Source organism: Geodermatophilus sp. URMC 61, assembly GCF_052931555.1.
Genome location: NZ_JBRFHZ010000002.1, coordinates 3323199 through 3348293 on the forward strand (window position 1 = coordinate 3323199; position 25095 = coordinate 3348293).

The 25095-nt window shown below is 76.2% G+C and carries 25 protein-coding genes; 12 read left to right on the forward strand and 13 right to left on the reverse strand.

Going from position 1 to position 25095, the window contains the following annotated elements; all coding sequences use genetic code 11:
• Positions 1-72 precede the first annotated feature (72 nt).
• The 3 genes from ACU610_RS15445 to ACU610_RS15455 are packed head-to-tail and all read left to right on the forward strand — an operon-like array spanning position 73 to position 3056.
• The gene (locus ACU610_RS15445) at positions 73-1194 is read left to right on the forward strand and encodes an outer membrane protein assembly factor BamB family protein (protein WP_446768588.1); all 1122 of its coding nucleotides are present in this window, start codon (positions 73-75) and stop codon (positions 1192-1194) included.
• A 45-nt stretch (positions 1195-1239) separates the two neighbouring features.
• A complete protein-coding gene (locus ACU610_RS15450; RefSeq protein ID WP_446768589.1) occupies positions 1240-2187 on the forward strand; it encodes an alpha/beta fold hydrolase in 948 nt (315 codons plus the stop codon).
• 5 nt (positions 2188-2192) lie between these two features.
• Positions 2193-3056 carry an oxygenase MpaB family protein gene (locus ACU610_RS15455; protein ID WP_446768590.1) on the forward strand — a complete coding sequence of 288 codons (864 nt, stop codon included), beginning with the start codon at positions 2193-2195 and terminating at the stop codon, positions 3054-3056.
• Between the two features lie 46 nt (positions 3057-3102).
• On the opposite strand, the gene ACU610_RS15460 is transcribed toward ACU610_RS15455, so the two are convergent.
• From ACU610_RS15460 to ACU610_RS15480, 5 genes are all read right to left on the reverse strand, one after another.
• Positions 3103-3957: a RecB family exonuclease gene (locus ACU610_RS15460; protein WP_446768591.1), complete on the reverse strand. Its 855-nt coding sequence runs from the start codon at positions 3955-3957 to the stop codon at positions 3103-3105.
• A 1-nt stretch (position 3958) separates the two neighbouring features.
• On the reverse strand, positions 3959-4834 hold the full coding sequence (locus ACU610_RS15465) for a PHP domain-containing protein (protein WP_446768592.1): 876 nt from the start codon (positions 4832-4834) through the stop codon (positions 3959-3961).
• A 35-nt stretch (positions 4835-4869) separates the two neighbouring features.
• Entirely contained in the window at positions 4870-5562 is a 693-nt protein-coding gene (locus tag ACU610_RS15470; RefSeq protein ID WP_446768593.1) for a PH domain-containing protein, read from the reverse strand.
• Between the two features lie 6 nt (positions 5563-5568).
• A complete protein-coding gene (locus ACU610_RS15475) occupies positions 5569-5721 on the reverse strand; it encodes a hypothetical protein (RefSeq protein WP_175486517.1) in 153 nt (50 codons plus the stop codon).
• A gap of 134 nt (positions 5722-5855) precedes the next feature.
• Entirely contained in the window at positions 5856-6479 is a 624-nt protein-coding gene (locus ACU610_RS15480) for a DUF6758 family protein (protein WP_446768594.1), read from the reverse strand.
• A gap of 74 nt (positions 6480-6553) precedes the next feature.
• Between ACU610_RS15480 and ACU610_RS15485 the strand changes: the two genes are divergently transcribed.
• Complete coding sequence (locus ACU610_RS15485; RefSeq protein ID WP_446768595.1) at positions 6554-6979, forward strand: NUDIX hydrolase; 426 nt, start codon at positions 6554-6556, stop codon at positions 6977-6979.
• Between the two features lie 25 nt (positions 6980-7004).
• On the opposite strand, the gene ACU610_RS15490 is transcribed toward ACU610_RS15485, so the two are convergent.
• Complete coding sequence (locus tag ACU610_RS15490; RefSeq protein ID WP_446768596.1) at positions 7005-7514, reverse strand: MaoC family dehydratase; 510 nt, start codon at positions 7512-7514, stop codon at positions 7005-7007.
• A gap of 136 nt (positions 7515-7650) precedes the next feature.
• Between ACU610_RS15490 and ACU610_RS15495 the strand changes: the two genes are divergently transcribed.
• Positions 7651-8151, forward strand: a complete 501-nt coding sequence (locus tag ACU610_RS15495) for a hypothetical protein (RefSeq protein WP_446768597.1) — start codon at positions 7651-7653, stop codon at positions 8149-8151.
• Positions 8148-9092: an MFS transporter permease gene (locus ACU610_RS15500; RefSeq protein WP_446768598.1), complete on the forward strand. Its 945-nt coding sequence runs from the start codon at positions 8148-8150 to the stop codon at positions 9090-9092. The genes ACU610_RS15495 and ACU610_RS15500 overlap by 4 nt, the downstream gene beginning before the upstream one ends.
• A gap of 33 nt (positions 9093-9125) precedes the next feature.
• Here ACU610_RS15500 and ACU610_RS15505 read toward each other — a convergent pair whose 3' ends face one another.
• Positions 9126-9419 carry a WXG100 family type VII secretion target gene (locus ACU610_RS15505; protein WP_446768599.1) on the reverse strand — a complete coding sequence of 98 codons (294 nt, stop codon included), beginning with the start codon at positions 9417-9419 and terminating at the stop codon, positions 9126-9128.
• Between the two features lie 152 nt (positions 9420-9571).
• Here ACU610_RS15505 and ACU610_RS15510 point away from each other — a divergent pair, with 152 nt between their 5' ends.
• Complete coding sequence (locus ACU610_RS15510) at positions 9572-13744, forward strand: FtsK/SpoIIIE domain-containing protein (protein ID WP_446768600.1); 4173 nt, start codon at positions 9572-9574, stop codon at positions 13742-13744.
• Positions 13745-13763: 19 nt separating this feature from the next.
• On the opposite strand, the gene ACU610_RS15515 is transcribed toward ACU610_RS15510, so the two are convergent.
• The 4 genes from ACU610_RS15515 to ACU610_RS15530 form a co-directional block, all read right to left on the reverse strand.
• Positions 13764-14276: a DUF6912 family protein gene (locus ACU610_RS15515; protein WP_446768601.1), complete on the reverse strand. Its 513-nt coding sequence runs from the start codon at positions 14274-14276 to the stop codon at positions 13764-13766.
• A gap of 72 nt (positions 14277-14348) precedes the next feature.
• A complete protein-coding gene (locus ACU610_RS15520; protein WP_446768602.1) occupies positions 14349-15728 on the reverse strand; it encodes a WS/DGAT/MGAT family O-acyltransferase in 1380 nt (459 codons plus the stop codon).
• 84 nt (positions 15729-15812) lie between these two features.
• On the reverse strand, positions 15813-17108 hold the full coding sequence (locus ACU610_RS15525; protein ID WP_446768603.1) for an AAA family ATPase: 1296 nt from the start codon (positions 17106-17108) through the stop codon (positions 15813-15815).
• A complete protein-coding gene (locus ACU610_RS15530; protein ID WP_446768604.1) occupies positions 17108-18115 on the reverse strand; it encodes an SAF domain-containing protein in 1008 nt (335 codons plus the stop codon). The genes ACU610_RS15525 and ACU610_RS15530 overlap by 1 nt, the downstream gene beginning before the upstream one ends.
• Before the next feature lie 182 nt (positions 18116-18297).
• Between ACU610_RS15530 and ACU610_RS15535 the strand changes: the two genes are divergently transcribed.
• Positions 18298-18573, forward strand: coding sequence for a helix-turn-helix domain-containing protein (locus ACU610_RS15535; RefSeq protein ID WP_446768605.1), 276 nt, complete (start codon positions 18298-18300; stop codon positions 18571-18573).
• A gap of 54 nt (positions 18574-18627) precedes the next feature.
• Here ACU610_RS15535 and ACU610_RS15540 read toward each other — a convergent pair whose 3' ends face one another.
• Positions 18628-19197: a hypothetical protein gene (locus ACU610_RS15540; RefSeq protein ID WP_446768606.1), complete on the reverse strand. Its 570-nt coding sequence runs from the start codon at positions 19195-19197 to the stop codon at positions 18628-18630.
• Between the two features lie 104 nt (positions 19198-19301).
• Here ACU610_RS15540 and ACU610_RS15545 point away from each other — a divergent pair, with 104 nt between their 5' ends.
• Together ACU610_RS15545 and ACU610_RS15550 are read left to right on the forward strand one after the other, a co-directional pair.
• On the forward strand, positions 19302-20018 hold the full coding sequence (locus ACU610_RS15545) for a hypothetical protein (RefSeq protein ID WP_446768607.1): 717 nt from the start codon (positions 19302-19304) through the stop codon (positions 20016-20018).
• Positions 20019-20056: 38 nt separating this feature from the next.
• Positions 20057-20671 carry an Rv3235 family protein gene (locus tag ACU610_RS15550; protein WP_446768608.1) on the forward strand — a complete coding sequence of 205 codons (615 nt, stop codon included), beginning with the start codon at positions 20057-20059 and terminating at the stop codon, positions 20669-20671.
• Between the two features lie 213 nt (positions 20672-20884).
• On the opposite strand, the gene secA is transcribed toward ACU610_RS15550, so the two are convergent.
• The gene (gene secA, locus ACU610_RS15555; protein ID WP_446768609.1) at positions 20885-24016 is read right to left on the reverse strand and encodes a preprotein translocase subunit SecA; all 3132 of its coding nucleotides are present in this window, start codon (positions 24014-24016) and stop codon (positions 20885-20887) included.
• A 54-nt stretch (positions 24017-24070) separates the two neighbouring features.
• On the opposite strand from secA, the gene ACU610_RS15560 reads away from it, so the two are divergent.
• Both ACU610_RS15560 and ACU610_RS15565 read left to right on the forward strand, forming a co-directional pair.
• Positions 24071-24463, forward strand: a complete 393-nt coding sequence (locus tag ACU610_RS15560) for a pyridoxamine 5'-phosphate oxidase family protein (RefSeq protein WP_446768610.1) — start codon at positions 24071-24073, stop codon at positions 24461-24463.
• A gap of 10 nt (positions 24464-24473) precedes the next feature.
• The gene (locus tag ACU610_RS15565; protein ID WP_446768611.1) at positions 24474-25055 is read left to right on the forward strand and encodes a GNAT family N-acetyltransferase; all 582 of its coding nucleotides are present in this window, start codon (positions 24474-24476) and stop codon (positions 25053-25055) included.
• Positions 25056-25095: the final 40 nt, after the last annotated feature.

The following is a 25095-nucleotide window of genomic DNA, read 5'->3' on the forward strand; positions in this document are numbered from 1 at the left end:
CGCAGGCTCGCGGTGAGCCTCTGGACGGGGCCAGCGGGCCCCTGGAGGTGGCCGGACCTACCGCCGCTGCGGGTGTGGGTGTGGACGGCGGCCGCACTCGCCCTGGTGGTCGTCGCCACCCTGCTCTGGCGGGGCTCGGACGCAGCCGCCACCGACAGCACCACCGCAGCACCGGCCGACGTCCCCAGCGGGACGCCGGCCGGTGCCGTCTCCGCCGCCTGGACCGCGCCCACCACGGCGTCCGGCGGCGCGACCCGGGCGACCGTGGACGGCGGCCGGGTCGTCGTGGGCGACGGACACGGGGTGCGCGCGCTCGACGTGGTCACCGGCGAGGAGGCCTGGCGCTACACGCGCGCCAATGCCCGGCTCTGCGACTGGACCCTCGTCGGTGGCCGCGTCGTCGCCGTCTCCGGGACCGAGGACCGCTGCGACGAGGCGGTCGCGCTGTCGGTCGACACCGGCGTCCGGCTGTGGACCCGCAACCTCGACCTGCGTCCCGACGCAGTGCTCACCAGCACCGAGGGCATCGTGCTGGCGACCAGCCCGACCGGCGTGCTCACCCTCGACCCGGTCGGCGACAGCATCCGCTGGCGAGCCGACCCGGAGGAGGGGTGCACGTTCGCCGACGGGGACGTCGGCGGGGCCGGCGTCGCCGTCCTCGAGGAGTGCGGGGGCTCGACTCGGGTGCGCCTGCTCGACGGCTACGACGGCACCCCGCTGTGGACCCGTGACACGGCCGAGGGCACGACACTGGCCGGCGTCGAGCAGGCCGTCGTCGTCGGTGGGGACGACGGCGTGCAGCTGCTCGCCGGTGCCGACGGCGCCCCGCTCGGCGCACCCGTCGCGGTGTCCACCGACGGCACGGCCCCCGGCGAGGTGCTGGCGACCGGGGTCGGCGCCGGCGCCCTCGTGTGGGCCGACGGCACGCTCGCCGTCGTCGACCAGGACACCGGCGCGGTGTCCTGGCGCGCCCCGGCCACCGGTCTGCCCGCGGCGCCGGTCGACCGCGCGCTGCTCGCCACCGGGGCGTCGGTGCCGGTGCCCGAGGGCGACGCCGTCGTCCTCCGCGACCTCGCGACCGGCGAGGAGCTGCAGCGCGTCGACACCCCACCGCTGGAGGCCGGCGGGCTGCTCACCGTGGCCGGCCCGGTCGTCGTCCACCAACTGCCCGACCGCGTCCTCGCCTACCGCTGACCCACCGGCGCGGCAGCGTCGCGCCGGGCGATGTTCACTGGTGGCATGGTGATGCCCGGCGGCCCGGACGACCACGCTCCTCTCTCCATCGCACCCGACGACCTCCGCCAGCTCGCCGACCACGACGCGCGGCACCGCACCTTCGACGGCGGCGCGGGTCCGCTGACGGCGCTGGACACTGGGGGCGACGGCGAGCGCGGCACCGTCCTGCTGGTCCCGGGCTTCACCGGCAGCAAGGAGGACTTCGCGCCGCTGCTGCGCCCGCTGTGCGCCGCCGGCTACCGGGTCGTCGCGCTCGACCAGCGCGGCCAGTTCGAGTCCCCCGGGCCCGACGACCCGGCCCGCTACTCGGTCGACGAGCTGGGCGAGGACCTCGTCGCCGTCGCCCGGCAGCTGCGCGCCGAGGGCGCCCGCACGCTGCACCTGCTCGGGCACTCCTTCGGCGGACTGGTCAGCCGGGCCGCCGTCCTGGCCGAGCCGACGGCGTTCACCAGCCTCACCCTGCTCGGCTCCGGCCCGTCCCAGCTGGACGGCGGCCGGGCGGAGCTGCTCGAGCACCTGACCCCGCTGCTGGACGCCGGGGGCGTGCCGCTGGTGCACGAGACGCTGGAGCAGCTCGCGATGACCGACCCGAAGGCCCAGCAGGTGCCCGAGCCGACCCGCGTGTTCCTGTCCCGGCGGTTCCTCGCCAACAGCGCGGCGGGCCTGCGGGGCATGGCCGACGCGATGACCCGCGAGCCCGACCGGGTCGCCGAGCTCGCGGCCACCGGCGTCCCGGTGCTGGTGGCGTACGGGGTGGCGGACGACGCGTGGCTGCCGGCCGTCCAGGAGGACATGGCCGACCGGCTCGGCGCCCGGCACGAGGTCATCCCGGGCGCCATCCACTCCCCCGCCATCGAGAACCCGGTCCGCACGGTGGAGGTCCTGCTGGACTTCTGGACCTCGCTCCCGACCGCCGGGCGCTCCACCGAGGACGCCGGGGCGGTGCGGTGAACCGGATGCCGTCGATCCGCGACTTCACCGCCGAGGACGACCTGCTCGGCTTCTTCGGCCCCGACAGCATCAGCTGGCGCATCCACGCCGACCCGGCCTTCTCCGTCGGCGGCATCCGGGCACTGCTCCTGCAGGCCCTGCACCCGGTGGCGATGGACGGCGTCGCCCGCTTCTCCACCGCCTTCTCGACCGACCCGTGGGCGCGGCTGACCCGCACCGCGGAGTACGTGGCCACGCTGACCTTCGGCACCCGCCGGGACGCGCTGCGCGCGGTGCGCCGGGTGCGCGGCATGCACCGCGGCAACACGGCGGTCGAGGAGACCACCGGCCGCAGCTACGCCGTCGACGACCCCGACCTGCTCCTGTGGGTGCACTGCTGCGAGGTCGACTCGCTGCTGTCGGTCGCCCGCCGCGCCGGGGTGCCGCTGACCGACGCGGACGCCGACCGCTACGTCGCCGAGCAGGTGACCGCCGCGGTGCTCATCGGCTGCGAGGCCGCCGACGTGCCGGCGAGCGGGGCGGAGCTCGACGCCTACCTCGAGCGCACCCGCCCCCGGCTCGCGGTCACCTCTGCGGCGCGGGAGGCCTCGCTGTTCGTCCTGGTGCCGCCGATGCCGGGGTGGGTGCAGTTGCTGACCCCCGCACGGCCCGCGTGGAGCACCCTGGCCGCCCTGAGTGCCGCGACGCTGCCCCAGTGGGCCCGCCGGCTGTACGGGCTGCCGGGCTACGGCCTGACCGACACCGCCGCGACCGCCGCCGTGCGGGCGTTCCGCCGCGCGGCGCTCACGGTGCCGGCGCAGGTGCGGGAGTCGCCCATCGTGCGGGCGGCCCGGGAACGCGTCGCGTCGGCCGAGCCGCTCACCGCTTGAGGAAGGTCCCCGTCCTCCCACGAGTGGTGGGACAAGGGGCCCTTTCTCAAGCGTGGGCGGTCGACTCCTCGGCGAGGAAGCTCCACGTCTCCCGCGCCGGGGTCGCCGCCTGGCCGACCGGGCAGCTGGGCCGGAAGTCACACCAGCCGCACTGTCGGCCGGGCGCCGCGGGGAACGCCACGTCCGGGTCCTCCCCGGCGTCGACGGCCGCGGTCGCCGCGGCGATGTCGGCGGCGACGTCCTCGGCCCGGCGGACGTGGTTGGCCAGCGACCGGTCGGTGTGCTCGAACGCGGCCACCGTGCCCGACGGCAGGTGGTGCAGCTCGACCCGGCTGCACGGCCGGCGCAGGGTGCGACGCACCCCCAGCACGTAGGCGGCCAGCGCGGGTGAGCCGCGGGCCTCGTCGTCGGTGCAGACGGATCGACCGGTCTTGTAGTCCACGATGACGAGCTCGTCGCCCCGCTGGTCGATCCGGTCGACCCGGCCGGACAGCGCCAGCCGCTCGGTCGTCGCGGCCACCTGCCGCTCGGTGCCGACCGGCTCGTCGGCGGGGTTGAGGCCGGTCACGTAGTCGGTGAGCCAGCCCGCGGCCCGGGCGCGCCACCGCTCGGACTGCGCGGCGTCGCGGAAGCCGGCGGCCGACCAGACCCCGTACAGCAGCTGCCGCGCCGCGGCCGGGGTGCGCTTCGGCAGCGGCAGCTCCCACCACGAGCGCAGCGCGGCGTGTACCGCCGAGCCGACGCTGTTGTGCGCCCAGGCCGGGCCCTTGGCCGGTGTGGGCCGGTCGACGTAGGCGTACCGGTAGCGACGCGGGCAGTCGCTGAAGGCGGCCAGCTTGCTCGGGGTCGCCGGGAACAGCCGCCGCGGCATCCCGGGCATCTCCAGCTGCTCGCCTGCCATGCTAACCGGCGGGACCGTCGGCCCTGGGGAACGGCGCAGCGCCGGTCCCGGCGGCCAGCAGCGCCTCGTACTGGTCCGGCGCGGTGGTGCAGGCGGCGATCGGCGTCGTCTTGTTGCTGCCGTGGTAGTCGCTCGAGCCGGTGACCAGCAGCCCGAGCTCGCCGGCCAGCCCCCGCATGTGGGCGCGCTCGTCGGGGTCGTGGTCGGGGTGGTCGACCTCCAGGCCGAGCAGACCGGCCTCGGCCATCACCGCGATCGCCTCGTCACCGACCACCCGGCCGCGGCGGGTGGCCAGGCCGTGGGCGAACACCGGCACCCCGCCGGCCGCGCGCACCAGGGCGATGCCGTGGAGCACGTCGGTGTCGGCCTTGGCCACGTAGAAGGGGCTGCGGTGGTGCAGCAGCGTGGCGAAGGCGTGGTCGACGGACTCCACGACGCCGGCCTGGACCAGCGCGCGGGCCACGTGCGGCCGGCCCACCACCCCGCCGCCGGCGCGCTCGACGATCTCGTCCCAGACCACCGGGTGCCCGGCCTCGGCCAGCGCGGCGACGATCCGCTCCCCGCGGCCGAGCCGCTCCTCGCGCAACCGCACCCGCTCCGCGGCGAGGGCGGGGTGCTCGGGGTCGAACAAGTAGGCCAGCAGGTGCACGCTGATCGGCGGCGCCCCGGCCGGGAACCAGCGGCACGACAACTCCATGCCCGGGACGACGGTCAGCCCCTCGGGGCGGGTCCGCTCCGCCTCGGCCCAGCCGGCGGTGGTGTCGTGGTCGGTGAGCGCGACGACGTCGAGGCCCGCGGCGCGGGCCGCGGCGAGCAGCTCGGCGGGGGTGTCGGTGCCGTCGGACACCGATGAGTGCGTGTGCAGGTCGATCCGCATCAGCGCCCAGCTTGCCGCACCCGTCGGCCGACCACTCACGGGGAGCCGGGGCGGCGCGGCGGCACCGGCGGGATCGGCTGGGTGTCCCGTCCTCCGTCGGCCGTGGCCTCCCGCCCGCGGCGGTCCGGCGACGGCTGCGGTGACCGGCGGGGCCGTCGCGGCGACGGTTCGGCCTCGCCCTCGTCGTCGCCCTTGTCGGCGCCGTTGCCGCCGAACAGCAGGTCGCTCACGTCGCGGTAGAGCACGTCGGCCCGCGGCAGGAAGGTGATCTCCGAGAGCGCCTGCTGCTGGCCGGCCGACTCGAAGCGGAAGGTGCCGTAGCCGAGCAGCTGGCCGAACAGCGTCTCCTTGTACGTCAGGTCGGTGATGCGGCGCAGCGGCAGGAGAGCCACGGTCCGGACGATGATCCCGCTGGTCAGGAGCACCCGGCGGTTGGTCACGATGAAGTGCCGCATCCACCACTCGCCCGCCCGCAGCGCGAGGTACACGAGCGCGCCGACGAGCACGAGGAAGCCGGCGGTGGTCGGCAGCCGGTTGGCCGGGTCGAGGACCATCAGCCACAGACCGACGGCCAGCAGCGGGCCCCCCTTGGCCACGGGGACGGCGAGCACCGCCCAGTGCCGGCGGGTGGCGACGACCGGCGGCTTCTCGTGCGGGAGCAGGTACTTGTCGGCGTCCTTGCTCCACCGCGGCCGGCGGCCGTCGGGAGGTGTCGCCGGGCCGCCCACGCCGGTCTAGGCGAGGGACTCGAAGAACGAGGCCAGCGAGGACGCCGCGTCGCCGAGGGCCTGGCCGGCGGTGCGGACGAAGTCAGCGGAGCTCTCGGGCGCCGAGATGACGTAGAAGACGACGAAGGCGAGCGCCAGCCAGGTGAGGACCTTCTTCACCGTCACCTCCGCGGTGGCTGTCGGATGGCGTGCGGACGGGGCCGTCCGCACGGCGAGCCCCATGCGTAACACACGTCGCAAGGCTGCCTCCCCGGACACGCCGCCGGGGATGCGGCACGGTCCGGTCCGGTCCGTCACGGTCCGGGCAGCAGGTGCTCGCTGGGTGGGCCGAGCGGCAGGTCGGGGTAGAGACGCTCGCGCAGGTCGAGCAGCTGCAGCCGTTCGGCGAGCAGCCACGCGGCCGACATCGGCCACATGACCAGCCACAACCAGACGCCGTAGGCCTCCCCCACGAAGGCGGCCCGGTCGTCGGAGGTGGGCACCGCCCACAGCGGCGCGCGCTGCCCGGCGGCTTCCACGTCGGCCGACGACGGGCCGCTGATGACGTCGCCGGGATCGAGGCCGGGCAGCCCGGCGTACCCGCAGCCGACCCCGGTGCCGGGCTCCTCGGCGACGAGCACCAGCTCGGCCGAGCCCCCGAGTGGAGCTGGTCCGGCGCAGTCGACGACGATCGCGCGCGCCCCGGGCTCCCCGCCCCACGCCAGGCCGGTGACCGACCAGCCCGGCGGCATCGGGTCGGGCACCCACGCGGGCACCCGGGCGTCGGCGGTCACCGCGGAGATGGCGTCGTGCGCCACCAGCAGCGTGTGGTGCAGCGGCGTCACCGCACCGTGCACGTGGCACCAGGCCTGAGCCGAGTTCCCCGGGCGGACGACCACGCGTTCGCCGCAGCGGGGACAGACCGTGGTCGCAGTCATCGGGCATCACCGTCCTGTGACCGGACGGGTTCGTCAAGCGGTGGCTCCGGCGGAGCCGTGCGTACCGTTCGGGCGTGCCTCCCGCCGCCGACGTCCCCCCGCCGGTGGTCGCCTGCGTCGGCGCGGTGGTGCTCGACGCCCGCGGCCGGCTGCTCCTGGTCCGGCGGGGCCACGAACCCTCCCGTGGGCTGTGGTCGGTGCCCGGCGGCCGGGTCGAAGCCGGGGAGTCGGTGGCCGCGGCGGTCGAGCGCGAGGTGCGCGAGGAGACCGGGCTGGCGGTGCGGGCCGGTGCCGAGGTGGGCCGGGTGCGCATCCCGGGCCACGGCGTCGTCTACGACGTCGTGGACCTGGCCTGCACGCTGCTGGACCCGGCGGCCACCCCGGTCGCCGGTGACGACGCGGACGACGTCACCTTCGCCGACGCCGCCGACCTCGAGCGGCTGACCTGCACGCCGCGGCTGCTGGAGACACTGCGCGGCTGGGGCGTGCTGCCGTCCTGAGCCGGCCGGGCAGCCCGCCGGGCGGTCAGCTCCGCGGCTCGGGCTCCGGGCGGCCGGGCTGCTCGCCGCCGCGCGCCTCGCCGTAGGAGCGCTTGGGCACCATGACCTTGCGTCGGAAGACGCACACGACCGTGCCGTCCTGCTTGTAGCCGATGGTCTCGACGTGGACGACGCCGCGGTCGTCCTTCGACCTCGACTCCGTCTTGTCCAGCACCGTCGTCTCGCCGTAGACGGTGTCGCCGTGGAAGGTCGGCGCCACGTGCCGAAGCGACTCGATCTCCAGGTTGGCGATGGCCTTGCCCGACACGTCCGGGACGCTCATGCCGAGCAGCAGCGAGTAGACGTAGTTGCCGACGACGACGTTCTCGCCGAAGTCGGTGGCCTCCGCCGCGTAGTGGCTGTCCAGGTGCAGCGGGTGGTGGTTCATCGTGAGGAGGCAGAACAGGTGGTCGTCGTACTCGGTGACGGTCTTGCCCGGCCAGTGCTTGTAGACCGCACCGACCTCGAACTCCTCGTAGTACCGACCGAACTGCACGTGCTGCCTCCGCGTGTCGACGCTGACATCGGGGCACCGGACGGCCGCAGGGCACGGGCCCACCACGCCCGGCGGGCCAGGTGCCCACCACGCGTCGGTGACCCATCTGGACGGCCGCCGATCCTACGATGCGCCCGTGGTACCGGCTCCCCGCGTTCCGGACACCGGGGAGCCCGGGGTCCTGACGCTCTCGCCCACCGGCCGCCGGGTCCGGCTCGCCGCCACCGCCGCCGTGCTCGCACTGCTGCTCGGCGGCACGCTGTGGGGCAACGACTCCGAGTTCCCGTTCGGCCCGTTCCGGATGTACTCGACCCGCGCGGACCCCGACCGCCCGGTGGTCTCCACCACCGTGGTCGGCGTGACCGCCGACGGGGACGAGGTGCGGCTCTCCGGTGGCGAGGTGGGCCTGCGCCGAGCCGAGTTCGAGGGGCAGCTGCCCCGCCTCGTCGAGGAGCCGCAGCTGCTGGGCCTGCTCGCCGGGTCCTACGCCGACCGCCACCCCGACGCCGAGCCGCTGGTGGCGGTGCGGGTGGTGCAGCGGCGGCACGCGCTCGACGGCGGGCGACGCACCGGCGAGGTCACCGAGAGCGTGCTCGTCGACCACGCCGTGGCGAGCGACCAGGAGGGCACCCCGTGAGCACGACCGCCTCCCCCGGTGCCGGCGCGACCACCGCCGCGCCGTCGTCCCCGGGCCGCCGCGCGTGGTGGAACTGGTGGTTCCGGCCCGTCCCGCTGGCGCGCATCGCCGTGTTCCGGACCATCGCCTACCTGTTCGTGCCGGTCGACGTCTTCCTGACCACGGCCTGGGTGCGGGCGCACGCCGACGTCCCGACCGAGTGGTACGCGCCGCTGACCATCGGCCAGCTGCTGCCGCTGCCGACGCCCACCCCCGCGGTCGTGTCCACCGTGCAGTGGGCCCTCGTCGGGACCGCCCTGGTGGCGGCGACCGGCCGGGCGCCCCGCCTGCTGGGCACCGCGGTGTTCCTCCTCTACTTCGAGTGGATGGTCATCGCGATGAGCTACGGGAAGGTGGACCACGACCGGATCGCCTACCTCGTCGCGCTGGCCGTGCTGCCCACCATCGGGCGCGTGCGGTGGCGCGACAGGCGCTCCTCCGAGGCGGCCGGCTGGGCCATGGCGGCGGTCTTCGTCACCGTCATGCTCACGTACTTCCTGGCCGCCTGGGCCAAGATGCGCTTCGGCGGCTGGGACTGGGCCACCGGGTCCACGCTGGCCCGGGCGTTCGTGCGGCGCGGCACCCTGCTGTCGGACTGGGCCCTCGAGGTGCCCGGCCTGCTGGTGGGCGCCCAGTGGGCGATGCTCGCGCTGGAGTTCGCCGCACCGCTCATGCTGCTGGTCTGGTCGGCCCGCGCGCGGGTCGCGCTGGTGGTCTTCCTGCTCGGTTTCCACCTGGCCGTCTACGCCAGCGTGGCGATCATCTTCCTGCCGCACTGCGTCGCGATCCTCTCGATCCTCCCGTGGGAACGGCTGCCCGACGCCACTCGCCGGCTGCGCGCCCGGACCGCGGGCGGGCGCCCGGCCGAGATCTCCCCGGCCGGGGCCGCGCCCCCGGACTGAGGCGGCACCGGGCCGCGTCGGATGCGGGCCCGGTCAGATCAGCGCACCGATGCGGGCCGCCATGTCCGCCTCGTGCTGCTGGTAGGACGCCGCCACGCTGCTGAGCAGACCGCCCATGCCGGTCAGCGCGTCGCTGACCCCCTGGGCGCTGAGCCGCCACTGCTCGTAGAGCTCGGTGAACCGGGCCGCGGCCTGGCTGTCGGTCCACCCCTCGAGCACCGAGGCGTCCACACTGCTCGACAGGGTGGTGTGCCGGGCGGTGGTCTCGGCTGCCTCGGCACGGCACTGCCCGGCCAGCGACTGCAGGGTGGCGATCTCGACCTTCACGTGTCCTCCTCGTGGTCCGGGTCCCTCCCGGTCGGGGCGGACGGTAGGTGCCGGGCCCCTCCCGCCCACCCCGGTCGTCCACAGCCCCGCCCGCCGCCCACAGGTCCGTGGGCGGACCCCGGGCGGCGGAGCGCGGGCGCCAGGGTCGGGACGTGCCCGCCCCCTCCCCCGCGACCCGCTGCTGGACCCTCGTCACCCCCAGCGGTGCACTCGACGTGGCGGTCTCGGCCTGCGACGACGAGCGGCTCGGCGCGGTCCTCCCACCGCTGGCCGCTGCGCTGCGCCTGCCGTCCGCGGAGCTGTGGTCCGGCAGCACCCGGCTGGCTCCCGACCTCCCGCTGACCGACCCGGCGCTGCTGCACGGGGCACTGCTGGGCCTCGGCCGGCCCGGCCCCCGCCCAGGCGCCGCGGCGGGGTCGAGCGCGCTGGAGCTGCACGTGGTGGCCGGCCCGGACGCCGGGACGGCGCTCGCCCTGGACCGCGGCCGGCACGTCGTCGGCCGCGGCAGCGACGCCACCGTCCGGCTGACCGACCCCGACGTGTCCCGGCGGCACGTCCTCGTCGAGGTCGGCGCCGGTGACCTCACCGTCCGCGACCTGGGTTCCAGCAACGGCAGCCGGCTGGACGGCGCGCCCCTCGACGAACGGTCGCGGCCGTGGCCGTCCGGGACACCGCTCCGGCTGGGGTCGAGCACGCTGCGGACGACGGGACCGGGCAGCGCCCGCGCCGCGGTCCGGCCCGGAGGTGGTGGACGGCTGCAGCTGCGTCCGCACCCGCGCCTGCACCGGCCGCGCGAGGACGTCGAGATCGCGTTCCCGAGCGCGCCCGCCCCCGCACCGCCCCGACGGCTGGCGTGGGTGGCGGTGGCCCTCCCCGCGGTCGGCGGCGCGACGCTGGCCTGGGCGCTCGAGGCTCCGCACTTCGTCCTCTTCGCCCTCTTCAGCCCGCTGGTGGCCGTGGGCACGTGGCTCTCGGACCGGTGGTCGGGCCGGCGCACGACGCGACGTGCCCGCGCTGCCCACGCCGCGGAGCTGGCCGCGGCGGAGGAACGGCTGGCGGCCGCCCTCCGCGCCGACGAACGCGCGGCCGAGGCCGCCTCCCCGGACCTGGCCACCCTGACCACCGCGGCGCGCCGCCGGTCCACCGACCTGTGGCAGCGACGCCGAGGGGACGCCGACGCGTTGGCCGTGCGGATCGGCACCGGCCCCGGGCAGTCCCGCGTGGTGCGGGTGGGCTCCGACGGCTCCCGTGGCCTCGAGCCGTCGGAGCGGGTGCCCGTCGTCGTCGGGCTGGCCGCCACCGGGGGGCTGGGCGTCGCCGGTCCGCGCGAGCCGGCGGTGGGCGTCCTCGCGGGCATCCTGGGCCAGCTCGCGACGCTGCACGCGCCCGGCGAGGTGGAGCTGGCCCTGCTGACCACGCCGGACCGGCTGGCCGACTGGGCCTGGCTGCGGTGGCTGCCGCACCTCGCCGCGGCGTCGGTGCACGTCCGCACCGCTCCCCCGGCCGACGATCCCGACGAGGACACCCTCCGGTGGCTCACCGCCGCCCTCGGATCCCGGCCAGCGGGCGGCGAGCAGGGTGCACCCGGCTGGGTCGCCGTGCTGGTCGACCGGCCGGTCGGCCCCCGGGTACTGGCCGCGCTGCGCCGTGCGCACGCCGTCCGGGTCGTCGTCCTCGGCTGCGCGCCCTCCGCGGCGGACCTCCCCGGGCTCGGGGAGGCCGTCCTGCTGCTCGGCGGGGAGACCGGCGAACGGGCGACCCTGCTCCGCTCCGCTGCCGGCGAGCAGCCGGTCGCGGTCGCCGACCGGCTGACGCCGGCGGTGGCCGCGCAGCTGGCGCGCGACCTGGCCGTGCTGGCGCCCGCTGCCTCGGACGCCGCCCTCCCCAGGCAGGTCCGGCTGCTCGACCTGGCGGCTGCCGCGGTCGGCGGGTGGTCCCGGGCGCGCGACTCGCTCGTCGCGACCCTGGGCCGCACCGCGACCGGGGACCTGTCGGTCGACCTGTGCCGGTACGGACCGCACGTGCTGGTGGCCGGGACCACGGGCTCGGGCAAATCCGAGTTGCTGCAGACGCTGATCGCAGCCCTGGCCCTGACCCACGCGCCGGACCGGTGCTCGTTCCTGCTCGTCGACTACAAGGGCGGAGCGGCGTTCGCCGAGGCAGCCGAGCTCCCGCACACCGTCGGCCTGTTGACCGACCTCGACGGCGCGACGACGGCCCGGGCGCTGCGGTCGCTCACCGCCGAGCTCACCCGCCGGGAGGAGCTCCTCGCCGCCCACGGCGTCCCCGACCTGGCGGCCCTGCCCGACGCGGTCGAGCTGGCCCGCCTGGTGATCGTGGTGGACGAGTTCGCCGGGCTGGCCGAGGAGCTCCCGGCCTTCCTCGCCGGGCTCGTCGGCATCGCCCAGCGGGGTCGCTCGCTCGGCGTGCACCTGGTGCTGGCGACCCAGCGACCCGCCGGAGTCGTCTCTCCGGAGATCCGCGCCAACTGCACGCTGCGCATCTGCCTGCGGACCACCGACGAGGCCGAGTCGCGGGACGTGCTCGGCTCGGCACACGCCGCCGTCCTGCCGGTCGACGTCCCCGGCCGCGGGTACCTGCGGGCCGGCGGCGGCGCCCCCGTGCCGTTCCAGGCGGCACGCGTCAGCGGCGGGCCGCGCGGCGTCCGGGACACCGGGCCGCAGGTGGCCCCGTGGCGGTGGCCGGCACCCGCCGACCCGGTGGTGGAGGAGGTGCCGCCCGGGTCCAGCGACCTGGCCCGGCTGACCGCCGAGCTGGCGTGCCGGGCCGATGGGACGGGGCTGCCGCGGCCGCACCGGCCGTGGCAGCCCGCCCTGCCCGACCGGCTGTCCGCCGCGGACCTGCGGGACCGCGCGGGGGACGGTGCGGGCCCCCGACTGCTGCTGGGACTGCTCGACCACCCGGACGCGCAGACCCAGGAGCCGCTGGAGCTGGACCTGGACCGAGCCGGCGGCTGGCTCGCCGTCGGTGGCCCACGCAGCGGGCGCACGACGTTCCTGCGGTCCGCGCTGGCCGAGGCGGTCACCGCGCTCGGCCCCGACGAGCTGCACGTGCACGTGCTCGACCACGGTGGCGGCGGGCTGTCCGCGGTGGTGACCGGTCTGCCGCACACCGGCACCGTGGTCGGCGGGGACGACGCCCTGCGGACCGTACGGCTGCTCGACCGGCTGGCGCACGAGGTGGCGGCACGGCGGGCGGCACCAGCCGGTGGACCCCGCCCGCACCTGATGCTGCTCGTCGACGGCGTCGAGTCGGTCATGACCCAGCTCGACGAGTCGGACCCGGGCCGGGGGTCGGCGGCGCTGCTGCGCCTGGTCCGGGACGGCGGAGCAGCCGGGCTGACGAGCCTGCTCACCGCCGATCGCGCCGTCCCGGGCGGCCGGCTGGCCAACGCCGTCGGCACCCGGCTGGTCCTGCCACTGCCCGACCGCACCGACTACGCCGTCGCGGGCATCCCGGCGAGAGACGTACCCGGACACCGGCCACCCGGCCGGGCGCTGGTCGGCGAGGAGGCCCGGGAGTGCCAGCTCGTCCTGCCGCGCGACCTGCCCCCGACCTGGCCCCACACGCCCCACCACGGGCGTCCGCTGGCGATCCCCGAGCTCCCGGCCGCCCCCCTGCTGCGGCTGCCGGGGCCGACCGACAGCGGGTACCCGCTGCTGCTTCCGGTCGGGCCCGGCGGTGACGACGGCGCCGTGCTCACCGTCGACCTGTCCCGCACCGGCGGTCTGCTCGTCGCGGGGCCGCCCGGAAGCGGGCGCACCACGGCGCTGGCGAGCTGGGCGCGGCACCTCGCCGCCGCGGGGGCCGCGGTCCTGCAGGTCGTCCGGGATCCGGACCGCGCCTCGCTTGGTGCCATGCCCGGCCTGCGCCGGCTGGGCGCCACGGACCTCGCCGGCTGGCAGGAGTGGCTCACCGGACCGCGCGCCACCCCCGGCGCCGTGGTCGTCGACGACTCCGCCGACCTGGTGGACTCCGCCGTGTTCGGCGCGCTCACCGCGGCCGGGGCCGTCCCGGACGTCGTCCTCCTCGTGGCCGGGACGGCGGCCGAGCTGTCAGCGGCCTTCCGGGGTCCAGTGCCCGCGCTGCGACGGCGACGCAGCGGCCTGCTGCTGTCGCCGGCTCCCGGGGACGCCGACCTGCTCGGCACCCGGCTCCCCCGCACACCGGTCCCCGCACGCCCCGGCTCGGGCTGGCTGGTGGTGGCGGGTACGGCCCAGCGGGTGCAGGTCGCCCGGCGTGACCCGCCGTTGGACCGGGTCCCGGCCACGGTGGGCAACGGAGCCTGCGGTGCAGCGTGGTGACCGGTCGCCCGTCCCCGCGTCACAGCAGCTCGAGCAGCGCCCCGATCTCCTGGGTGGCGTACCAGGCGAGCTCGTGACCCTCGGCCTGGTCGACGACGAACTGGGCGTCCTCGCTGCCGAGGTCGGCCTCGAGCACGACGCCCACCGCCGCCCGGACGTCGTCCTCGGCCTCCGCGCCGTCGACGTGCGCGCTGGCGACATCGGCCAGGGCCACGTTCCCGGTGATGCGCACGGCGCCGCGGTCGGCGTCCGGGTCCTCGACCTCGGCGACCGCGGAGTCGGGGACGTCGGCGGCCAGCACCACCCGGCGGCGAGCCGCGGAGGGGTCGACGTCGATCAGCCGGAGGCTGGCCCGCGCGGCCGCGAGGAGGGCGGCGTACTCCAGTTCCTCCTCGTCGGCCCCGGCGTCACTGAGGGTGTAGAAGTCGCGCAGACCCGGGGTGACCGCGAAGGCGGTGAGCGGCCCGGTCAGGCGCCCCTCGTCCACGAGCGTCCGCAGGACGTTCGTCGTGGCGGGCAGGTACACACGCACGGGGCTGGCTCCTTCGTGCCGCGGGGACGCACGACGGTATCCCGGCGCGAGCACGGCCCCGCCGGCCGCGGGTCAGCCCGCGGTCTCGACCAGGACGGCGAGCTCCTGCTCGATGAGGTCGGCGAGCACGTCGACGTCCCCGACGCCGTCGCGGTCGGCGTTCAGTCCGAAGTAGACGCAGCCGTCGTAGCTGGTGACGCCCACCGACAACCCCTGCCCCGGGGCGAGCGGGACCACGGGGAAGACCTCGAGCATCCGGGCGCCTGCGGCGTAGAGGGGCACCTGCGGCCCCGGCACGTTGGTGACCACCAGGTTGGCCATCCGGCGGGACAGGCCACGCGCTGCCCGGGCGCCGAGGGCGTGCAGCGTGGGCGGGGCGAAGCCGGTGAGCGCGATGAGCGCGTCCGCGCCGACGGAGCGGCCGTGCTGGCTCACGCCGCGCATCGCGTAGCTCAGCCGCGTCAGCCGCACCCGCGGGTTGGGCTCGCCGACGGGGAGGTCGACCAGGTAGCTCGACACCCGGGTGCCCGGCGACTCCTCCTCGTCGCCCTGTACCGACACCGGCACCAGCGCCCGCACCGAGGTCGACCCGAGGACCGCCTGGCCCCGCGACAGCAGCCAGTCGCGCAGTGCTCCGGTCACCACGGTCAACAGCACGTCGTTGACCGTTCCGCCGAGCGCCTTGCGGACCCGTTTGACGTCGTCGAGATCGGCCCGTGCCACCGCCACCCGGCGCTGGCTGCCGAGCGTCGCGTTGAGCGGGCTGTGCGGGGCCGGGAACAGCGCCGACCGCGCCGCCCGCACGGCACCCTCGGCCGCGCTGCTCAGTCGCGCGCCGGTGGCCCGCGCGTCGGTGACGGCGTGCCGCGCGGTCTCCACGGCCGCCGTCGGGCGCGCCACGTACTCCGCCACGGCCTCGCCCACCAGCTGCAGGACCCCGGGCAGGCGGCGGGGTCGCCACTCCTCGGGCGCGGGGACCGTCGCGTCCGGCGAGTCGTCCAGCAGGACCTGGCCGATGTCGACCGCCCCCAGCCCGTCGACCAGCGCCGGGTGCGTCTTCGTGACCACCGCGACCCGGCCCTCGGCGAGGCCCTCCACGAGATAGACCTCCCACAGCGGCCGCCCCCGGTCCAGCGGGCGGGCGACCACCCGGGAGACGAGGTCCAACAACTGGGCCTGCGTCCCCGGCCGGGGTACCGCGGACCGACGCACGTGGTACTCGACGTCGAAGTCGGGGTCGTCGGCCCACACCGGGTTGGCCAGGTGCCCGGGCACCTCGAGGACCCGCTGCCGGTAGCGCGGCACCAGGGGGAGCCGGGCCTCGATCAGCGAGGCGATCGCGTCCAGGCCCCCCGTCGGCGGTTCGAGCACGAGCACGCCGGCCACGTGCATGGGGTTGTCCGGCCGCTCGAGGTAGAGGAACGACGCGTCCAGGGTGGTCAGGCGCTCCACCTTCGGTCTCCTCCCGGTTGGTTGCCTCACGCTACGACGCGGCACACCGCACGGACAGCCCCGAGCGGGGTGGGACCCGTCGCCTCAGCCTGCCCGTCGGCGCAGTCGCGGGCGCCCCCGGCCGGACGCGGGCACCTGCACTCCGGTGAGCGCGGCGGCCATCGCCCGCAGCTCCGTACGCAGCGGAGAGGACGGCGCGACCTCGGCCAGCGTGCGTCCCTCGGCCAGGGCCGCGTCGGTGGCGCGTCGGTCGGCGGGCAGGAAGAAGCCCACCTCGCGGCCGGCGAAGCGCTCCAGCGCGTCGCCGATCTCGCGGCGGGGGTCGCCGGGCACCGGTCCGCGTCGCACCTGGTTGACGACCACGACCGGTTCGACGTCGGGCAGCACGTCGCGCAGCTCGCCGAGGGCCCGGATGCTGCGCTGCAGCGCCACGGGGTCCGCCCCGCTGACGCACAGCACGGTGTCCGCAGCCTCCAGGACGGTGAGCGTCACGCCGTTGCGCCGGGGCGCCGCGGTGTCGAAGGACAGCTCCTCGTCCTCCTCGAGGCTGAAGGCGCAGTCGACCACGATGAGCTCGGTGCTGCGGCGCACCTCCTCCAGGACGGCGGCCACGGCGTGCGGCCGCAGCTCGGGCCAGCGGTCCGCGCGCGCCAACCCGGTGAGGACACCCAGCCGCGGGCGCACCGCCCAGGCGAGCCGGCCCAGCGTCGCCTCGTCGAGGGTGCCGGCGGCCGCCTGCCGCGCCGCGCCGGCCAGCCCGGGCGACTCGTCGAGCAGCCCGAGCACCTGAGCGACCACGCCGCCGTACACGTCGGCGTCGACCAGCAGGGTCGACACCTCCAGCCGGGCGGCCTCGTCGGCGAGGCCGACGGCGACGGTGGTGCGACCCGGTGCGCCGGTCGGCCCCCAGACCGCGACCACGCGGCCGCGGCCGGCCGGCCGTTCCGGCGTCGGCTCGGGCACTCCGTGCGCGGGCAGCGCGACCCGTGGGTCGACGATGCCGCGGCCGGCGGACGGGCCACCGGCCACCGCCTCACGCAGTGCCCGCGCGATGGCCTCGGGCTCGGCGTCGGCCGGGAGGACCCGGCCGATCCCCAGGCCGTGGAGCCGGTCGGTGGCGCGCTCGTCGCCCGGGTCGACCAGTCCCACGACGGCCACACCGGCCGCCGCGAGCCGGGCGACCGCGTCCTCGTCGAGGCGGCGCAGGTCGGCCGACAGGAGCGCGGCCTGCGCGGTCCCGGTGGCCGCGGCGGCCAGCAGCTCCGAGACGTCCACGCACCGGCGGACGACGGTGACACCGTGGTCGGCCCGGTCGAGGGCACCCACCAGTGCGGACTCCCACCCGGCACCGGTGACGGCGGTGAAGACCTGCAGCGCCATCAGGGCGTCCCGGTCGGCGCGACCCCGGGCGCCGCGCCACCCTGCTCGGACGGCGGGGCGGCGGAGGGCGGGAGCGACGGTGCGGCCGCGTCGGGGGCCGGCCCGGCAGCGCCGGCCGCGGGCAGGGCGGACTCCGCAACGGACGGGGCCGCCGCAGGAGCCGACGGCGCGGGCGCGGAGGTCGACCGCGCGGGCGCGGAGGTCGACCGCGCGGGCGCGGAGGTCGTCGGCGCAACGGACGGCGCGGTGGTCGTCGGCGCAACGGACGGCGCGGTGGTCGTCGGCACCGACGCCGCACCGCCGGCGCCGTCCACCGAACCGTGCACGACGACCACCAGCGGCCGGCCACCGATCGCACCGAGCACCGCCGGCGCCTGGTCGGCCGGCACCGAGACGACGACCTGCACGGTGGTCGTGGCCGTCGACAGCACGCCCTCGGTGCGGCCCGAGATCGCCTGCACCGGCGCCGCCGCCACGACGAGGGCCACGCTCCCGTCGCCGGCCCCCGTGGCGCCCGCGGCGGGGTCGGCCACCGCGTAGACGTCGACCACCTGGCCGCGGTCCAGCCCCGGCGGCACGTAGCCGGCCTGCACCGGGAGCGCCAGCTGCACCAGCTCGGCCGGCTCCTCCAGCGCCGTCCGCGGCAGCAGCTCGCCGCTGCGCACGGCGCGGGCGAGGGTCCGACCCTCCGGTCGCGTGCCCGTCGCGAGGTACGCACCGGCGACGTCGTCCAGCCGGACGTCGACGGCCACGAGGTCCCCGGCGGTGAGCACGGTGCCGGCCGCGAGGTCGCCCGCGGCCGACCACACCGGCACCGTCGCGTCGGCCGCGGCGACCACGCGGGCGCCGAGCAGGACCGAACCGAGCACCAGCAGGACGCCGAGCACCAGCCGGAGGTCCAGCCAGCGCGGCGGCCGGACCCGTCGCGGTGCCGACCCCGGTACGGGGGCGGCGGTGCCCGGGGTGCTCGCCCCCGGGGCGGTGGGCACGGGGCGCGTGGCGCTCACAGCCGGCGGTCCCTCCATCTGCTCGCACGCCGTGCACGGCCCGGGTGGGCGCACGGTCGGACGGAGATGATGGGACAGAGACGCCGGTGCGCGCAGGCGCTGTCCACACGTTCGGGGTTGTGGACGACGCGCATGCCACCCGGACGGGGCTGCCAGACTGTCGAGGACCGGACGGAGACCTGATGCCCACACCGCGGTTCCTGACCCTCGACGACGTCGCCGAGATCCTCAACGTCTCGTGGTCGCAGGCCTACGCGCTGGTGCGCCGCAAGGAGCTGATCGCCATCCAGATCGGCGGCCGCGGCCAGTGGCGGGTCGAGAACGAGGAGCTCGAGCGCTTCATCGCGCGGAAGTACGCCGAGGCGCGCGCCGGCACCGTGCCCGCGGAGCCCGCCACCGAGGAACAGGCCGAGAAGGACGACGCGTCGACCGGTCCGGGAGGACGCAGCCGGGGCTGACCCCCACGGCCGCCGGGCCGAGCCCCACCCGGGGAGCCCCAGCCGGCGGCACGGTCAGTCCAGCCCCGGTGCCAGCGTCCGCACGACCGCCACCGCCGGTAGGGCGATCGCCCGCACCCCGCGGACGGCCGCCGCCCGGCGCGGCTGGTCGGCGGCGTGCTCGGCCAGCTCGACGTGGTCGGCACCGACGCCGTCCACGGTGCCGACGTACGCCGCACCGTCGTCCAGGACGACCTGTACGACGCTGCGGTCGCGGGCCAGCCCGCGCAGCGCTCGCCGCAGGTCCAACCGCGCGCGCACCGGACCAGGGTCCTCGGCCGGAGCCGTCGCGCGTCCCAGCCCCGCGACCGTCCGCACGGTCGACGTCGCCACGAGCACCTCCCGCCGGCTCTCGTCGGTCAGCAGCAGCCAGTCGGCGCCCACCTCGACGAGGACACCGGTCACGTCGCCGACGCCGGAACACCGCAGGGTCAGCGGCCGGTCGAGGGCGCCGGCCAGCCGGTCCACCAGCCGGACGGCGCCCGTCTCGACCCGCCGGCGTGAGGCGTCCTCGGCCCGCTCGGCCGCGGCCCCCGCCTCGTCGAACTCCGCCTGCAGGTCGGCGAAGAGCCGTTCCCACCGCATCGGCCACCTCCTCGGTTTCCACACTACTGTGGGCTCACCGTTGCGTTTGACTGCATTTGCTTGCTTTAGTCACGCAGCAGCTGTCGACCAGTCGAGGAGGAGACATGTCGATCCGGCGCCTGTGCGGGACGGCGGCGGCGATGGCCGTTGCCGCCGCCGGCCTCCGCGCGGTCACCCCGGACCTCGGGGCCGTGGCCGACGCCGGCCTCGACCTGCAGCGCGTCGTCGACACGGCCGGCGCCGAGACGGTCCTGCTCGCCGGCGTCGCGGCGCTCGCCTGGGCCGTCTGGCTGTGGGGCGCCCTCGGCCTGACCCTCACCGCGCTCTCGGCGCTGCCGGGGGTCGCCGGCACGACGGCCCGGGCGCTCACCCGGTGCCTACTGCCGGCCGGCGCCCGGCGAGCTGCGGCTCTCGCCCTGGGCGTCGGACTGGTCAGCAGCGGCCCGCTGGTGGCGGGCTGCACCCCGGCGTCGGGTGCGCTCCCCCAGGCCGTCGCCGTCGCCTCCGCCGAGGGCCCCACCGGTCCGGTGACCGACTGGCCGGAGGCGCCCGCACCGACGCCCGCCCCGCCGGCACCCAGCGCCCCCGCCGCGGTGCCCGACTGGCCGGCACCGGTCCACGGCGAACACGTCGTCCTGCGCGGCGAGTGCCTGTGGGACATCGCCGCCGCGGACCTCGCCCGCCGTACCGGCGGCACCCCGACGGACGCCGAGGCGGCCACGGCCGTCGACGCCTGGTGGCACACCAACGCCGCCGTGATCGGACCCGACCCCGACCTCCTGCTGCCGGGCCAGGTGCTGCGCCCGCCCCCGGCGTCCTGACGCCGCCCGCTCGCCCACCCCGCACCCCGGAGCTCCTGATGACCGCGCCCGCGTCCCCCGTCCGACCCGCCTCCCCCGTCCGGCCCGCCGTCACCGGCACCACCACCGACACGGCGACCGACGCCGGCTCGCAGCCGCTGCGGCCGGCTCCGCTGCGGCTCACCGTCGTCCCGACGCCGCAGCCGCCGCTGGACCCCGAGCCGGTGCTGCGGCTGGTGCTCCCGGGTGTGGCCGTCCCGCGGGCACCGCACCGGCCGGGCCCACGGCCGCGCCCGGAGGAGCCGCCCGCCGGGTTCGTGCCGGGCTTCGAGCCGTCCTGGTCGGCCCGGGCGGACCTCCCCGACCCGCGCGTCGCCGGCCGCCGACTGCTGCTGCTCACCCTCGAGGGGCTGACCGGCCGCCGGCCGCTGAGCCAGGTGCAACCGCTCACCGCCCTCGGCGTCTACGCGGCGCTCACCAGTGGCCGCCGACCCCGCTGGTGCGCCGACGGGACCGCCCCGGTGCTGCTCGGACCGGTGCACCTCTGCGAGCCGGTCGACGGGGTCGCCGAGGTCAGTGCGGTGGCCCGCCGGTCGGGCCGGGCGCACGCCGTCGCCGCGCGACTCGAGGGCATCGACGGCCGGTGGCGGTGCACCGCGCTCCAGATCGGCTGACAGAGGACCTCCCCACCCCTCGTCAGAGGACCTCCCTGCCCCCACCGGAGAAGAACCGTCCTCCTCTTGAAGGACCCCTCGCCCCCGCCACTCGCAGGCTCGCGGCGGGACCCTGCAAGGGGGCCGTCAGAGCTCAGGGTGGGACCCGGGACGGGGCCACGACGACGACGCCCCCTCCGGCAGGCAGCCGGAGGGGGTGTCGACGCGGGGCGTTCAGGCGCGCGAGGGCGCTCCGTGGCAGACCTTGTACTTCTTGCCCGAGCCGCAGGGGCACGGCGCGTTGCGAGCCGGCTCCTTGGTGCCGGTCACGGTCGCGGTCTTGGCTGCCTTGGCCCGGCCGCTCTCCTTGGCGGAGGCGTCCAGGCCGGGGGCGGAGTAGCTGAGCTGGTCGCTGCGGTGCGGGTCGTCGAGACCCTTGACCGAGAGCTCCGGCCCGGTGCCCGTGGACAGCGGCTCCGCCACCTCGGGTGCCGCCGGGACGGCCTCGGGCGCGGCGTGCCGCGGCCGCCGCGCCGGGGAGCTCCGGCGCGGGGCCGGCGCCGGCGCCGGGGGCTGCACCGGAGCAGGAGCAGGAGCAGGAGCGGGAGCCGGGGCCGCCTCGGCAGCGGGCGCAACGCCGTCGCTCTCCACCGGGGCGGGGGCCGGCTGCGCAGGCGCCGCCGGAGCCGACGGAGCCGACGAGGCGGGTGCGACCGGCGGAGCAGGAGCCGCTGCCGCGGCCTGCGCCGCCCGAGCGGCGGCCGCCTGCCGGGCCAGGACCCGCGCCGTCCCCTCTTGCGCCGCCGCGAGCGCCCTGGCCTCGGCCTCGGCCTGCTTGGCCCGGGCCTCGGCGTCCTGCTGCTCCTTGGTCTTGACCTCCAGGTTGAACAGGAAGCCGACCGACTCCTCCTTGATGCCGTCGAGCATCGACATGAACATGTCGTAGCCCTCGCGCTGGTACTCCACGACCGGGTCGCGGTTGGCCATCGCGCGCAGGTGGATGCCGGCCCGCAGGTAGTCCATCTCGTAGAGGTGCTCGCGCCACTTGCGGTCGAGCACCGAGAGCAGCACCCGCCGCTCGAGTTCGCGCATGACCTCCGAGCCGAGGGCGGCCTCGCGCTCCTCGTAGGCCCGGTGGACGTCGTCGAGCAGCTCGCGCTTGAGGACGTCGGCCGACAGCCCGGCCTGGTCGCCGTCGGCGACGCGGTCGATCAGCTCGTCGCGGTCCACGCCCACCGGGTAGAGCGCCTTGAGACCGGTCCACAGCTGCTCGAGGTCCCAGTCCTCGGCGTAACCCATCTCGGTGGCGCCGTCGACGTAGGCGCTGATGACCTCGTCGACCATGGACCGGACCTGCACGTGCAGGTCCTCGCCGTCGAGCACCTTGCGCCGCTCGGCGTAGATGACGGTGCGCTGGCGGTTGAGCACCTCGTCGTACTTCAGGACGTCCTTGCGGACCTCGAAGTTCTGCTGCTCGACCTGGGTCTGCGCCGAGAGGATCGCCCGGCTGACCATCTTGGACTCGATCGGCTGGTCCTCGGGGACCCGCAGCGTGGTCATCATCGACTCGAGCATCGGGCCGTTGAAGCGCCGCATCAGGTCGTCGCCCAGCGACAGGTAGAACCGCGACTCACCCGGGTCGCCCTGCCGGCCGGAGCGGCCGCGCAGCTGGTTGTCGATGCGCCGGCTCTCGTGCCGCTCGGTGCCCAGCACGTAGAGGCCACCGGCCTCGGTCACCTGGTCGTGCTCGGCCTCGACCTGCTCCCTGGCCTTCTCCAGCGCGCTGTCCCAGGCCGCCTCGTACTCCTCCGGCGTCTCCGCCGGCGACAGACCGCGGGCGCGCAGCTGCTCGTCGGCGATGAAGTCGGGGTTGCCGCCGAGCTGGATGTCGGTACCGCGGCCGGCCATGTTGGTGGCCACGGTGACCGCGCCCAGCCGCCCGGCCTGGGCGACGATGTGCGCCTCCCGCGCGTGGTTCTTCGCGTTGAGCACCTCGTGCGGGATGCCGCGGCGCAGCAGCAGCTTGGAGAGGACCTCGGACTTCTCCACGCTCGCGGTGCCGACCAGCACCGGCTGCCCGGCCTCGTGCCGCTCGGCGATGTCGTCGATGACGGCGTCGAACTTCGCCTTCTCCGTCTTGTAGATGACGTCGGAGCGGTCCTGCCGGATCATCGGCCGGTTCGTCGGGATGGGGACGACGCCCAGCCCGTAGGTCTGCGAGAGCTCGGCCGCCTCGGTCTGGGCGGTGCCGGTCATCCCGGAGAGCTTCCCGTAGAGCCGGAAGTAGTTCTGCAGGGTGATCGTGGCGAGCGTCTGGTTCTCGTCCTTGATCTGCACCCGCTCCTTGGCCTCGATGGCCTGGTGCATGCCCTCGTTGTAGCGCCGGCCCGACAGCACGCGGCCGGTGAACTCGTCGACGATCAGCACCTCGCCGTTGCTGACGATGTACTGCTGGTCGCGGTGGTAGAGCTCCTTGGCCTTGAGCGAGTTGTTCAGGAAGCTGATCAGCGGGGTGTTGACCGAGTCGTAGAGGTTCTCGATGCCGAGCTGGTCCTCGACGAACTCCACGCCCTCCTCGGTGATGGCGACCGTGCGCTTGGCCTCCTCCACCTCGTAGTGGACGTCGCGCTGCATGAGGGGGGCCAGCCGGGCGAACTCGGTGTACCAGCGGTGCATCGCCGGGTCGCCGGCGGGGCCGCTGATGATCAGCGGGGTGCGGGCCTCGTCGATGAGGATCGAGTCGACCTCGTCGACGATGGCGAAGTGGTGTCCGCGCTGCACGAGGTCGGCCTTCTTCCAGGCCATGTTGTCGCGCAGGTAGTCGAAGCCGAACTCGTTGTTCGTGCCGTAGGTGATGTCGCAGGCGTACTGCTCGCGGCGGTGTTCCGGGCGCTCGCCGGAGAGGATCACGCCGACCGACAGGCCGAGGAAGCGGTGCACCCGGCCCATCCACTCGGCGTCGCGCTTGGCCAGGTAGTCGTTGACGGTGACCACGTGCACGCCCTCGCCGGTGAGCGCGTTGAGGTACGCGGGCAGGACGCCGGTCAGCGTCTTGCCCTCACCGGTGCGCATCTCGGCGATGTTGCCCAGGTGCAGCGCGGCGCCGCCCATGAGCTGCACGCGGAAGTGCCGCTGGCCCAGGGTGCGGGTGGCGGCCTCGCGGACGACGGCGAAGGCCTCCGGCAGGAGCTGGTCGAGGGTCTCGCCCTCCTCCAGGCGCTCCTTGAACTCGTCGGTCTTCGCGCGCAGCTCCGCGTCGGTGAGGTCGGCGACGTCGTCCGCCAGCGACTCGACCGCATCGGCGATCTTGCTCAGTCGCCGGAGGGTCTTCCCCTCACCGGCTCGGAGGATCTTCGAGAACACCACCGCTCCAGGGTAGGCGGTGTCCGGCGCGGGATCCGGTAGCCGAGAATCCGGCCCGTGGCGCACGACCTCGACGACCTGCCCGACGACCTGCTGGCCTTCCTCACCGAGCGGCACCTGGCCACGCTGACCACGCTGCGCGCCGACGGGAGCCCGCACGTCGTCCCGGTCGGGGTGACCTACGACGCGGCCACCCGCACCGCCCGGGTCATCACCTCGGGGACGTCGGCCAAGGCCCGGCACGTCCGCGCCGGACGCTCCCGGGTCGCGGTGTGCCAGGTCGACGGCCGCCGCTGGGTCACCCTCGAGGGGACGGCGGTGGTGCGGGACGACCCCACCGCGGTCGCCGACGCCGAGGCCCGCTACGCCCGGCGCTACCGCACCCCCAGGGAGAACCCGACGCGGGTGGTCCTGCAGATCTCGGTCGACCGGGTGCTGGGCAACCCCTGACCATTACCCCGTGAGCCGAGAACCGAAGGCCCTGGACCTCTCCGGCGTCGACCTGTCCACCGAGGTGGTCCGCACCGCGCGGCTGCTGCTGCGCCCGTTCCGCCCGGACGACGCCGACGCGGTGTTCCGCGCCTGCCAGGACCCCGACAACAAGCGCTGGCTGGCGAGTCTGCCGGAGCCGTACACGCGGGCCGACGCGGAGGAGTTCGTCACCGGTGTCGCCGTGCGCAGCCGCGCCGAGGGCCGGGATCTGCCTTGCGCGGTCGAGGCCCGCGGCGAACTGGTCGGCTCCTGCGGCCTGCACCACCTGCAGGGCGGTGGCGGGCGGCTCGGGCCCGAGATCGGCTACTGGGTCGCGCCCTGGGCCCGCGGTCAGGGCCACGCCGCCGAGGCCGCCCGGGCGCTGGCCGACTGGGCGTTCGCACACGGCGCGGTGCGGGTGCACCTGTTCACCGACGTGGCCAACACCGCGTCGCAGCGGGTGGCCGAGCGCGCTGGGTTCCTCCGCGAGGGCGTCGTCCGCGGGTGCCTGGACCATCGGGACGGCACCTGGACCGACGGGGTGCTCTTCGGGCGGCTGCGCGGGGACTGAGCGGGGCGGGGGTGCGGGTTCGCCGCACCCCCGCCCCGGT

Bases quoted from the DNA above. Each gene is read 5' to 3' on its own strand.
- ACU610_RS15545 (WP_446768607.1), top strand. From the start codon at position 19,302: ATGTCGATCCGGCGCCTGTGCGGGACGGCGGCGGCGATGGCCGTTGCC.
- ACU610_RS15525 (WP_446768603.1), bottom strand. From the start codon at position 17,108: ATGGCGCTGCAGGTCTTCACCGCCGTCACCGGTGCCGGGTGGGAGTCC.
- ACU610_RS15550 (WP_446768608.1), top strand. From the start codon at position 20,057: ATGACCGCGCCCGCGTCCCCCGTCCGACCCGCCTCCCCCGTCCGGCCC.
- ACU610_RS15460 (WP_446768591.1), bottom strand. From the start codon at position 3,957: ATGGCAGGCGAGCAGCTGGAGATGCCCGGGATGCCGCGGCGGCTGTTC.
- ACU610_RS15455 (WP_446768590.1), top strand. From the start codon at position 2,193: ATGCCGTCGATCCGCGACTTCACCGCCGAGGACGACCTGCTCGGCTTC.
- ACU610_RS15480 (WP_446768594.1), bottom strand. From the start codon at position 6,479: ATGACTGCGACCACGGTCTGTCCCCGCTGCGGCGAACGCGTGGTCGTC.
- ACU610_RS15540 (WP_446768606.1), bottom strand. From the start codon at position 19,197: ATGCGGTGGGAACGGCTCTTCGCCGACCTGCAGGCGGAGTTCGACGAG.
- ACU610_RS15465 (WP_446768592.1), bottom strand. From the start codon at position 4,834: ATGCGGATCGACCTGCACACGCACTCATCGGTGTCCGACGGCACCGAC.
- ACU610_RS15535 (WP_446768605.1), top strand. From the start codon at position 18,298: ATGCCCACACCGCGGTTCCTGACCCTCGACGACGTCGCCGAGATCCTC.
- ACU610_RS15450 (WP_446768589.1), top strand. From the start codon at position 1,240: ATGGTGATGCCCGGCGGCCCGGACGACCACGCTCCTCTCTCCATCGCA.